Origin of the sequence: Nocardia sp. CC201C, from assembly GCF_030010695.1 — a bacterium.
Taxonomy (GTDB): Bacteria; Actinomycetota; Actinomycetes; order Mycobacteriales; family Mycobacteriaceae; genus Nocardia; species Nocardia otitidiscaviarum.
Window position 1 is genome coordinate 1 of the sequence record NZ_JASCXP010000242.1, and the last position, 11,309, is coordinate 11,309.

Consider the following 11,309-nt stretch of genomic DNA (forward strand, 5'->3'; position numbering starts at 1 on the left):
ACGGTCCCGTTCTTCTTGGTTCGTTGGGGGGGGGGGGTCGGCCCCCCCGCGCCCCCGTATGAGCCGGGTGCGTGGCGGGGATCTGAGGCTTCGCCCGCACCCCCATATGAGCCGGGTGCGTGGCGGGGATCTGAGGCTCCGCCCCCGCGCCCCTGGGAGCCGGGGTACGCCCCGGTGCCCCGATAGTCGGACTCATGTCGAGCCCGTCGTCCCTTCGGGGGCGGCGGGCTCGACTCGTGTCAACCAGGAGGTGGCTGTGGCGGTGGAGGATTCGGGCTCGGAGCCGGGTGCGGTGCGGGTGCGGCTGGATATCGGCTATGACGGGACCGACTTCATCGGCTGGGCCCGCCAGCCCGGGTTGCGCACCGTGCAGGGTGTGCTCGAGGAGTCGCTGAGCAAGGTGCTGCGCGAGCCCGTGCAGCTGACCGTGGCCGGGCGCACCGACGCGGGGGTGCACGCCGAGGGGCAGGTCGCGCATTTCGACACCCGCGCCGAGGTGGACGGGCCGCGGCTGGTGCACCGGCTGGCGCGGTTCCTGCCGAAGGACGTGCGGGTCAAGGCGGTGAGTTTCCCGCCCGCGGAATTCGACGCCCGCTTCTCCGCCGTTCGCCGGCACTACGCCTACCGCCTCACCACCGCGCCCTACGGCGCGGAGCCGTTGCAGGCGCGCAGCGTGGTCGCGTGCCGCTCCGACGTCGATCTGGACGCCATGCGCGCCGCGTCGCGAGAACTGTTGGGGCTGCATGATTTCGCCGCTTTCTGCCGCCGCCGCGAAGGTGCCACCACGGTACGTGAACTCCAGCGGTTCGACTGGGAGCGCGCCGGCGATCTGCTCACCGCCCACGTGAGCGCCGACGCGTTCTGCTGGTCCATGGTCCGCAGCCTGGTGGGCGCGGTCCTGGCGGTCGGCGAGGGGCGGCGTACGCCGGAGTGGGTGGCGGGCCTGCTGCGCGAACGGGAACGTTCCAGCGCGGTGACCGTGGCCCCGGCGCACGGCCTGAGTCTGGTCGCCGTCGACTATCCGCCCGCCGCCGAACTGGCCGCCCGCAATGCCCGGACGCGAGAGGTGCGCACCGTGCCCGGCGCTGAGGGCTGCTGCGGCAGTTGAGTATTCGCACAGCTGTCCGTTCGGGAGATGAGGAGTAGTCGTGTCGACCTGCCATGCCGCCATCACCGTGATCGGAGTGACCGCCGCCGGAGGGAGCGGCAGCCGGTGACCGGCTGGGTGCCGGATATCCGCGAGGTCGAGATCCGCTCCGGAGCCGAGGTCTCGTCGGATGAGGCGTTTCAGCGCTGGGAAGCGCATATGAGTGAGACGTACTTCCCGCTGGCCGTATCGCCCACCGCGCCGCATCACTTCCACGGATGGATCAGCCACGGCAGTTACGGCGGCGTGGAGCTGTCGGCGGTGGGGTCGACGCCGCAGCGGGTGCGGCGCACCGCGCGGGCGGTCGCCGATGCCGAGGAGGAGTATCTGCTGGCCGGGATCTTCGTCCGGGGCCAGGGGCGGTTGCATCAGGGTGACCGGGTCGCCGCTCTGCGTCCCGGCATGATGGTGCTCTACGGCAGCGGGGAGCGGTACCACTGGGAGATCGAGGGCCGGTGGGAGAAGGCGGTCGTACAGGTCCCGCTGAGCCGATTGCGTGAGCACAGCGGGATCACCCTGGACGAGGTGCCGACCGTGGTGGCGCTGCCCGGCAACTCCGCGGCCGGCGTGGTGGCCCGCTATTTCCAGGGCCTGGCCGGAATTCAGCGCACCGATCCGGACCAGGCGGCGGCACTGGCGGCTCCGGCCATGGACATGCTGGTCTCCGCGGTGACCCTGGCCGCGGGTAGTGAGCGGTCCACTCCGGACGCCTTCGCCCGCGAGCGGGTGCTGGACTACATGCGCGCCCACCGCACCGATCCGGGCCTCACCGTCGATCGGATCGCCCAGGGCTGCCTGATGTCCCGACGTACCCTGTATCGGGTCTTCGACGAGATCGAGGGCGGCCCGGCGGCGGTGCTGCGGCGGATGCGGGTGGACTACGCGTGCGAGCTGCTGACGAAATCGGCATTGCCCATCGCGGCGGTGGCGCGGGCGTCCGGTTTTCTCACCGAGCGGCACTTCTACCGGGCCTTCCGGCTGGAGAAGGGGGTCACCCCGGCGGCGTTCCGGGTGTCCGACCTCGCCTGATGTGCGCCCGATTTGTCCGATCGAATTCGCTTATCTGCGAATGTGAAGCGAGCGAACTCATAGCGTCGATCGGAATGCTGGGAGTTCCGGCCCACTCGGTGGGAAGATAGCGGTGTGGGCCGACCGATTGCCGCCACCGCCGAGGTCATATCGACCTCGGATGTTTCGCCGCGCCAAGCCTTCGAACAATGGGAGGCCATCGTCGCCGACACCGTGGTGCCGGCGACCGTCGCGCCGCTGGCACAGGGGCACTGGCACGGCCAGCTGACCTGCACCCAGTTCGAGCGCTCCAGCGTGACCCTGATGCGCGCCAGCGCGCAGCGGGTGATCCGATCGCGTAAACAGGTGGATCAGTCCACCGACGAGTTCTTCCTCGCCAACTTCGTCGTCGACGGGGTCAACTGGACCGAGCAGCAGGGGCGGCGCGCCCAGACCGACACCGGATCCATCGCCTTCTTCGACAGCGGGCGGCCGCTGGTCAGCCTCACCACCGACAACGCGCTGTCGGTGATCGTGCGCGCCCCGATGGACCAACTGCTCGAACACTCCGGCCTGACCCGCGACGAACTGCCGATTGCCACGGCCATGCCCACCGACGGCGCACTCGGCGTGGTGACCGGATTCTTCCGCGGGCTGGCCGAACTGCCGCCCGGTGAAAGCGACCGAGCGGCAAACGTACTCGGCACCCAGTGCGTGGAGATGCTCGCCTCGGCGGTGCTGCTGGCCACGGGGGGCAATACCGCCGCGCCCACCGACTCGATCTTCACCCGGCGGCAGGTGCTGACCTACCTACGCCGCCGGTTCACCGACCCGGACCTCACCATGGACGAGGTCGCGCACGCCTGCCTGGTTTCGCGGCGCACGCTCTATCGCGTCTGCGCCGGGTTCGGCGGACCCGCCGCGCTGGTGCGGCGCATGCGCATCGAGCACGCCCGCAAACTGTTGCGCGCCGATCCCTCCCGGCCGCTGTCGGCCATCGCCTTCGCCTCCGGTTTCGGCACCGAGCGGCACTTCTACCGCGCCTTCCGCGACGAGACCGGGATGACGCCGGGCGAATTCCGCACCGGTCTCGGCCCCGACGGCTAACCAGGCACGCACGGTCGGTAGCACGGCACGAGATGTCGGTGTGCCCCGGCACTCACCTGGCGAAGGGTGATTGCACCGTCAATCAACGGTGAGTGTCGAGGGGAGGCGAGGTGCTTTCGAAAGTGCGAGTCGCGGCGGTGCAAGCCGAGCCGCGCTGGTTGGACCTGCGCGCCGGCGTGGAGCAGACCGTGGAACTGATCACGGAGGCGGCCGCCGGCGGAGCACGATTGGTCGCCTTCCCCGAGGCGTTCCTGCCCGGATATCCGTGGTGGCTGTGGTTGGACTCGGTCGGTGGCGGACCCGGGTTCTTCGCCCGCTACCGGACCAATTCGATGATCGTGGGCCGTGCCGAATTCCGCCGCATCACCGATGCGGCGCGGCGGAATCGGATTCACGTGGTGGTGGGATTCAGCGAACGATCCGGCAACGACCTGTACCTGTCGCAGGGTTTGATCGACGATCGCGGGAATCTCGTCGGATTGCGGCGCAAACCGGAGCCGACGGAACTGGAGGCGAAGATCTTCACGCCCGGAGATCGGGTGCAGCCCTACGTATTCCGCTCCGCCATCGGGCGGATCGGCATGCACGGCGGGTCCGAGCAGCTGCGACTGCCCGCCCGGCAGGATCTCGAGCGTGCCGGGGCGCAGCTGCACGTGGTGTCCTGGCCGGGGTTCATCGTCGCCAAGGAGGTGGGCTGGGGCGTGCGGGTGAACACCGCCGCCACGCTCTGGTACGCGGTGGTGGGCGGCATGTTCGTGATCGCGCCGTGCGCCGTCATGGATGTCGCGGGCAGTGAACAGCGCCGCGGGCCGGACGCGGGCAAGCGACTGGTGCGCGGACCGGGCGGGCACACCCGGATCTACGCACCCGGCGGGCGGGAACTGGCCGCACCGCTGGCGGGCGGGGCCGAGGGCATTCTCTTCGCCGACGTCGAGCTCGATCTCAGCGCGGTGCACGCGGCCTGAACGGCGACGGTGGTGGAATAGCCGAGTGCACGATCGAGTTCGCTCTCGGTATGACGGAACTCGGAAGATTCGGTGTCTGGCGTGCCCACGGGGGATTCACCCCGGAAGAGGCCCGGGAGCTGGAGCGGCTCGGCTACGGGACGCTGTGGCTGGGCGGATCGCCGCCGGCCGAGCTGCCGGGCGTGGCGGAGCTGCTCGCCGCCACCGAGACCATCAGCGTGGCCACCAGCATCGTGAATGTCTGGTCGGCCCCGGCCAAGGAGGTGGCCGAGTCCTTCCATCGCCTGGACGCCCGCTATCCGGGACGATTCCTGCTCGGCATCGGTGCGGGCCATCCGGAGATGACCGGCGAATACCGCAAGCCCTACGAGGTGCTCGTCGAATACCTCGACGAGTTGGACCGCGCGGGGGTGCCGAAGGAACGTCGCGCCTTGGCCGCGCTCGGCCCGCGAGTGCTGCGACTCGCCGGTGACCGCACCGCCGGCGCGCTGCCGTATCTGGTCACCCCCGAACACACTCGCGGTGCGCGCGAGATTCTCGGGCCGGACGCACTGCTGGCCGTGGAGCACAAGGTGGTGCTGGATACCGATCCGGTGCGCGCCCGGGCGCAGGCGATACCGCGGGTGGAGTTCTATCTCGACCTCCGGAATTACACGAGCAATCTGCGGCGGTTGGGATTCGAGGACGCCGATCTGGTGAAACCGGGCAGCGATCGGCTACTGGATGCCCTGGTAGCGCACGGAAGCGCGAAATCCGTTGTGGAGCAGCTGGTCCACCACATCGACGCCGGCGCCGACCACGTAGTGCTGCAGGTGCTCGACGATGATTCGTTGTCGACGCTGCGCACGCTCGCGCCACTTCTGCACGAGTCGTCGTGAACGGAAGCCGCCTGTAAGCGCGGTCATTGGGATCGGCGCCGGGAATCTGACAGACTGCAACGCAATCATCGACGTACACCGGGTGCAAGGTGAGTGCGGAATTGAATCGGTCGGCGCTCGAACGAATCGAGCTGCGATCCGGTGCCGACGAGTCGGCGGCGGAGGTATTCGAGCAGTGGGAGGCGCTGCTCGGGGACAGCTATGTGCCGCTGGCGTCCGCACCGCTGCCGTCCCGGAGTTTTCACGGACGGATCGAACTGGGCCACTACGACGACGTGGACTTGTCCACCGTCGGATCGACGCCGCAGGAGGCGCGGCGCACGAATGGTCTGATCGCGCGGTCGAGCGACGAGTACCTGATCGCGACCGTTCAGCTCGGTGGGCACGGACGGTTGTATCAGGACGGCCGGGTCGCCGAGGTGGGGCCCGGCTCGCTGGTGTTCTACAACACCACCCGGCCCTATCACTGGGTGATTCCCGAGGAATGGGAAATGGCGGTCGTGCGGGTGCCGCTGGCGCGAATACGGGAACTCACCGGACTCGTCGACGACGAATTGCCGACCGCCACCGCCGTATCGCACGACAGTCCCGCCGGGGTGGTGGCGCGGTACTTCCGGGATCTGGCCGAACTGCAGGGACGGGAACCGGATCAGGCGCGGTTGCTCATGGCGCCGGGAATGGATCTGCTCGCCTCCGCGGTCACCCTGGCGGCCGGAGGGGCGGAGTCCGAGCAGTCCGCGGACGCCTTCGCGCGTCAGCGGGTACTCGACTTCATGCGCGCCCGCTGCACCGATCCCGAGCTCACCGTCGATCGAATAGCCGACGGCTGCGCGATGTCGCGTCGCACCCTGTACCGCGTGTTCGACGATTTCGAGGAGGGTCCGGCCGCGGTATTGCGGCGAATGCGGGTGGAACACGCCTGCGAAATGCTCACCCGAGACTCTATGCTGCCCATAGCGGTTGTCGCCGCCGCATCGGGATTCCTCACCGAACGGCATTTCTATCGGGCCTTCCGAGTCGAAAAGGGAACGACCCCGGCCTCATTCAGGGTGGTGGGCGGCCGCACTGGCACGGACGGTCGGTAACCAGGCACGGATAGGCATTGTGCGGCAACCCGTTCCTGCAAAGAATGCGAAGACGAAGGGGTTTACGCGGGAGTTGCCGAGGGAGAGAAAGTGCGGGTCGCTGTCGTTCAAGCAGAGCCGAAATGGCAACTGCGCGCCGGAATCGAACATATTGTCGAATTGATGGGCGCTGCCGCTGCGGCTGGTGCGGAACTGATCGCATTCCCCGAGGCTTTCGTACCCGGCTATCCGTGGTGGGTATCGCCGGATGGGCGCGGTGCGGCGGAATCCGTTGCGCACTACCGCTCCAATGCCATGACCCGCGACGGCGCGGAAATGCGTGCGGTGCTCGATGCGGCCCGGGAGTATCGAATACACGTGGTGTTCGGATTCGTGGAGCGGTGTGATCGCCGCGTATTCATGACGCAGGCCGTCATCGACGACGCCGGGACGGTGCTGTCGCTGCGCCGCAAACCGGGACTGAACAGCCAGGAGCGGCGCGTGTTCAGCGCGGGCACGCCGGGCCTGCCGACGGTGCACCGCAGCCGCATCGGACGCTTGGGCGCACTGTCCGGGCAGGAGAATTCGCGGCCGCTGTTCACCCGCGCCATGCGCGCCGACGGACAGCAGATCCACGTCGCGGCCTGGCCCGGATTCCTCACCGCCGGGGATACCGCCGGAATCGGCGCGCCCACCACGGCGAGCCGGTTGTACGCGATCGAGGGCGGCGCATTCGTGCTGGCCCCGTGCGCGGTGGTGGGGTCGGCCGGACTGTCGGTGCCCGGGGTGAACGCGCGACTGGCGCGCGGCGGGGGCTACGCGCGCATCTTCGGCTCGGACGGAGCCGAATTGGCCACTCCCCTCGCCGAGGACGAGGAGGGTTTCCTCTACGCCGATCTGAATCTCGGCGTCGGCCGGGTCGATCCGCCGCTGCGCGATCTGCTCGGCGCACCGCCGGTGGTCGCACCCGACGCCCCGGCCGCCACGCGCCGCCGTGGCTCCCGCGATACGGCGGCCGCGCCGGGCGCCGAGCGGATCCGTCTAGTGGGGCGCGAAAGCGCTTGATACCGCGGCCGCGTATCCGGGCTCAGCTGCGTACCAGGCGGGCGATGGCGTCGGTGGCTTCCTTGATCTTGGCCTCGGCTTCCGGTCCGCCCGCGACGGCGGCGTCCACCACGCAGTGGCTGATGTGATCCTCGAGCAGGCCCATGGCGACGGCCTGGAGGGCCTTGGTCATGGCCGAGACCTGGGTGAGGATGTCGATGCAGTACTTCTCCTCCTCGACCATGCGCTGCAGGCCGCGGGCCTGGCCTTCGATACGGCGCAGGCGCTTGAGGTAGTCGTCCTTGGCGGTGATGTAGCCGTGCGTGGCGTGATCGTGGCACGACTCGGCCGCCTCGACAGTGGTGTTCTCGTCGGTCACCGGCATACCCTCACTCCCGGCCGTGTCGGCCCTCGCCCGCTAATACCCCCCTAGGGTACACGTGCGCGCGGGCCGTCACCACCTGACACCGACACCCATGCACGGATACGCAAGAATCGGGGCATGAGTGCGGATCCTCGGGCCACGCTGGCCATTATCGGCGGCAGCGGGTTCTACGACTTCTTCGGTGACGACGCGACCACGGTCGAGGCCGAGACGCCCTACGGCGCGCCGAGCGCCCCGATCACCATCGGCACGGTGGAGGGGCGGTCGGTGGCCTTCCTGCCCCGGCACGGCCGCAAGCACGAGTACTCGCCGCACACGGTGCCCTACCGCGCCAATATGTGGGCGCTGCGCTCGCTCGGCGTGCGGCGGATCTTCGGTCCGTGCGCGGTGGGCAGCCTGCGCGCCGACTGGGGGCCGGGCACCGTCGCCGTACCCGACCAGCTGGTGGACCGCACCTCCGGCCGCGACCAGACCTTCTTCGACGCGGGCGGGGTGCACGTCGCCTTCGCCGATCCGTACTGCGCCGAACTGCGCGCGGCCGCCGTCTCGGCCGCCGTCACCGAACTCCCCATGAAGGACCACGGCACCATGGTGGTCGTGCAGGGGCCGCGCTTCTCCACCCGCGCCGAGAGCCGCTGGTTCGCCGGACAGGGCTGGGAACTGGTGAACATGACCGGGCATCCCGAGGCCGTCCTCGCCCGCGAACTCGAAATGTGCTACAGCGCAATCGCTCTGGTCACCGACCTGGACGCCGGGCTGGAGTCCGGCGAGGGCGTCTCCGCCGCGGCCGTGTTCGCCGAGTTCGAACGCAACCTGGTCCCGTTCAAAACCCTGGTGCGCCGCGCCGTCGCCGCCGTCGACCGCGACGACACCTGCGACCACTGCCGCGTGCACGCGGGTACGGGCGTGAAACTGCCGTTCGAACTGCCGTAACCGGCCGGATGCGCGGCGCGACCTCGGGCAGGCGCGTTCGGCCGGTCCCGGGGTGTCGCCGCTCGCTTACGCTGGGGGCATGAGCGTGGGTGGTGGGCCGGGGGAACGGTCGCGGGTGCTGGTGACCGGGGTGGCCGGGTTCATCGGGGGGCATGTGCGGCGGGCGCTGACTGCGGCCGGGCACGAGGTGGTCGCGGTGGACAGCATGTGGGAGGACGTGCACGGGGCGGATGCCGAACCGCCGCAGGGGGTTTCGATGGTCGATGTGCGCGATGCCGACGCCCTGGCGGAGTTGCTGCCCGGTGTCGACGTGGTGTGCCATCTGGCGGGCGCCGGGCCGGGCGCGGTCGACGCGGAGGCGGTGGACTCGAACCGGATGCCCGGCGTGGATCTCATGCGGGGCGCGTCGGTGTTCGTGGCGCACAATGACGCCGCGACCGCGGCACTGCTGACGGCCATGGAGCGGGCCGGGGTGCGGCGGCTGGTGCTGGCCTCGTCGGTGGCGGTCTACGGGGAGGGGCGGTATCGCGGGATGCGGGGTGGGGTGTTCCATCCGGGCATGCGGCGGCGGCGCGATCTGGATCGGGGAATGTTCGATCACCGGGCCCCGCGTACGGGAGATCTGCTGACCTGGGAGCCGGTGGGTGAGGATGCGCCGGTGCGGCCCCGAAGCGCCTATGCGGCAAGCAAAGTCGCGCAGGAGAACTACGCGCTGGCATGGGCGGCGCAGCCGGGGGTGTCGGCCACGGTGCTGCGATACCACCACGTCTACGGCGACCCGGTGTGTCCGGTGCGGACGGCGGAAGCCGGTGTGGTGGCACGCTTCCGTGCCGAACTCGCGGCCGGACGCGCCCCGCACATCTTCGAGGACGGCGGCCAGACCCGGGATTTCGTGCACGTGCGCGATGTCGCCGCCGCCACGGTGGCGGCCGTCCGCCAGCACCTGCCCGGCTTCGTGCCGCTGAATATCGCCTCGGGCCGACCGGTCACCGTCTGGCAGGTCGCCTCCCTGCTGGCCAAGGCCCTGGGCGGCCCCGAACCCGTCGTCACCGGCCGGTACCGCGCCACCGATATCCGGCACCTGGTCGCCAACCCCGAACGTGCCCGCCGCGCCCTCGATTTCACCCCGCGCATCTCACCCGCCCAGGGCCTCGCCGCCTACGCCACCGGCACCCAACCCTGACCGCCCGCCGCGGCGATGGTGACACCCGGTCAGCGTGCGGTGCGCCACCGGTTTCCGTGCGGGGTTAGGCTGCGCGCATGGATGATCCGGTGCGGCTCGAGGTGATCGTGGCCAGTACGCGGCCGGGGCGGTTCGCGCCGGTGGTGGCGGACTGGTTTCTGCGGGCGGCCCGGGGAGACGGGCGATTCGATGTCGGAGTGGTGGATCTGCTCGATACGCCGCTGCCGGTGGATCTGAGCGAGACGCCGGAGGTGGTGGCGTACCGGGAGCGGGTGGCGGCAGCGGACGCTTTCGTGGCGGTGACGTCGGAGTACAACCACGGGTATCCGGCGTCGTTGAAGACGGCGCTGGATTCGGCCAAACGGGAGTGGCGGGGCAAGCCGATCGGCTTCGTCAGTTATGGCGGACTGTCGGGCGGCCTGCGTGCGGTGGAGCAGTTGCGGCAGGTGGTGGCCGAGATCCACATGGTGTCGATTCGCGAGACCGTGAGTTTCCACGAGGCCAAGCGCAGATTCGACGCGGCGGGCGAGACCGCCGACGGTGCCGCCGTCGACGCCGCCGGGCGGCTGCTGCGCCAGCTCGACTGGTGGGGTCGGCACCTGCGGGCGGCGCGGGCGTCGGAGCCGTATCCCGGTTGAGCCTCACCGGGTCTGGGCGTGTGCCCCGCGCGGTCGGCCGATATAGGTGGTCTCGCTCGGGATGGACACCAGGGTCAGTTCCTCCCGAGTGGTGCCGGTGCGCAAGGTGATTCGGTTGCCGACGGCTCCGGGCTGGTGGAGGGACAGCTCGGGCCTGGTGTCCGGCCAGCCGAGCGGGTCGCCGGTGAGGTAGACGGTGGTGATGCCCGCGTGCGGTGCGGGCGCGAGCACGCCGTCGACGACGGTGGCGGTGAAATCGGTGTCGGGTTGATGGGTTTCGGTGGCGATGGTGAGCCGCTCCGGATTGCCGATGGTGGTGACGAGGTGCTCCCAGGAGTGCGGTCGGTCGGTGCGGATCAGCACCCGTTCCCCGATCGCCAGCGCCCGGAATATCAGCTGCTGGGCGAGATAGAGCTCGCCCGCCACGTACACGCGGGAAATCCCCTGTCCGACCAGGCGGATGGCGACGCCGCGGCCCTCGGCGTCGGATCCGAGCAGTTGCCCGCAGCCCGCGGACGGCAGCCGCAACGCGTCGAGATCGGCGACGGGGAATTCGTCGGTCGGCACCGCGGCGTCCGCTCCGGGCACGGCCAGCGGCAGGTGGGCGAGCAGTCCGTCGCGGTGGCGTCCGTTCATCGAGATCATGTGCGGCTGTAGGGGTTTCTCGGGCAGCTCACGCATGGTCAACCGCCACGCCGCCCCGACCCGCACGGTGTGCGCCGACCGCCCCGGCCGCAGCCGCACCACCACGGTGGTGCCTCGGGTCGGCGGCACCCAGAGGCTGTCGAGCACGTCGGTGCCGAGCCGCCGGGGATCCACCGCCGCACCGATGTTCACGCCGTTGCCGACCTCGGCCCCCCGCCACTGCTGGGTGAGTTCGCGCGGATCCAGGCCGCCGGTCACCTGCACCGCCGCCTGCCGGATCTCGGGAGCGGTGAGAATGCGCGCCGTGCAGTC

The 11,309-nt window shown here is 70.0% G+C and carries 11 protein-coding genes and 1 pseudogene; 10 read left to right on the forward strand and 2 right to left on the reverse strand.

What is annotated here, in order from left to right; translation table 11 throughout:
- The first annotated feature begins 262 nt into the window (after window positions 1-262).
- The 7 genes from truA to QK444_RS23035 all read left to right on the forward strand — a co-directional run bounded on the left by truA (window position 263) and on the right by QK444_RS23035 (window position 7,234).
- Window positions 263-1,108: a tRNA pseudouridine(38-40) synthase TruA gene (gene truA / locus QK444_RS23005; protein ID WP_282783576.1), complete on the forward strand. Its 846-nt coding sequence runs from the start codon at window positions 263-265 to the stop codon at window positions 1,106-1,108.
- Between the two features lie 105 nt (window positions 1,109-1,213).
- Window positions 1,214-2,176, forward strand: coding sequence for an AraC family transcriptional regulator (locus tag QK444_RS23010; protein ID WP_282783567.1), 963 nt, complete (start codon window positions 1,214-1,216; stop codon window positions 2,174-2,176).
- Between the two features lie 114 nt (window positions 2,177-2,290).
- Window positions 2,291-3,262 carry an AraC family transcriptional regulator gene (locus QK444_RS23015; protein ID WP_282783568.1) on the forward strand — a complete coding sequence of 324 codons (972 nt, stop codon included), beginning with the start codon at window positions 2,291-2,293 and terminating at the stop codon, window positions 3,260-3,262.
- A gap of 110 nt (window positions 3,263-3,372) precedes the next feature.
- The gene (locus tag QK444_RS23020; RefSeq protein WP_282783569.1) at window positions 3,373-4,227 is read left to right on the forward strand and encodes a nitrilase-related carbon-nitrogen hydrolase; all 855 of its coding nucleotides are present in this window, start codon (window positions 3,373-3,375) and stop codon (window positions 4,225-4,227) included.
- 50 nt (window positions 4,228-4,277) lie between these two features.
- Window positions 4,278-5,105: an LLM class F420-dependent oxidoreductase gene (locus QK444_RS23025; protein ID WP_282783570.1), complete on the forward strand. Its 828-nt coding sequence runs from the start codon at window positions 4,278-4,280 to the stop codon at window positions 5,103-5,105.
- Window positions 5,106-5,194: 89 nt separating this feature from the next.
- Window positions 5,195-6,190, forward strand: coding sequence for a helix-turn-helix domain-containing protein (locus tag QK444_RS23030; protein ID WP_282783571.1), 996 nt, complete (start codon window positions 5,195-5,197; stop codon window positions 6,188-6,190).
- 90 nt (window positions 6,191-6,280) lie between these two features.
- Window positions 6,281-7,234: a nitrilase-related carbon-nitrogen hydrolase gene (locus QK444_RS23035; protein WP_282783572.1), complete on the forward strand. Its 954-nt coding sequence runs from the start codon at window positions 6,281-6,283 to the stop codon at window positions 7,232-7,234.
- Between the two features lie 22 nt (window positions 7,235-7,256).
- Here QK444_RS23035 and QK444_RS23040 read toward each other — a convergent pair whose 3' ends face one another.
- On the reverse strand, window positions 7,257-7,598 hold the full coding sequence (locus QK444_RS23040) for a metal-sensitive transcriptional regulator (protein ID WP_051036898.1): 342 nt from the start codon (window positions 7,596-7,598) through the stop codon (window positions 7,257-7,259).
- A 117-nt stretch (window positions 7,599-7,715) separates the two neighbouring features.
- On the opposite strand from QK444_RS23040, the gene QK444_RS23045 reads away from it, so the two are divergent.
- The 3 genes from QK444_RS23045 (at window position 7,716) to QK444_RS23055 (ending at window position 10,352) form a co-directional block, all read left to right on the forward strand.
- A complete protein-coding gene (locus QK444_RS23045; protein ID WP_029923729.1) occupies window positions 7,716-8,531 on the forward strand; it encodes an S-methyl-5'-thioadenosine phosphorylase in 816 nt (271 codons plus the stop codon).
- A 79-nt stretch (window positions 8,532-8,610) separates the two neighbouring features.
- Window positions 8,611-9,714, forward strand: coding sequence for an NAD-dependent epimerase/dehydratase family protein (locus QK444_RS23050; RefSeq protein WP_282783573.1), 1,104 nt, complete (start codon window positions 8,611-8,613; stop codon window positions 9,712-9,714).
- A gap of 77 nt (window positions 9,715-9,791) precedes the next feature.
- A complete protein-coding gene (locus QK444_RS23055) occupies window positions 9,792-10,352 on the forward strand; it encodes an NAD(P)H-dependent oxidoreductase (RefSeq protein ID WP_282783574.1) in 561 nt (186 codons plus the stop codon).
- Between the two features lie 3 nt (window positions 10,353-10,355).
- On the opposite strand, the pseudogene QK444_RS23060 reads toward QK444_RS23055, so the two are convergent.
- Window positions 10,356-11,309: pseudogene (locus tag QK444_RS23060) on the reverse strand (type VII secretion protein EccE); the annotation flags it as partial.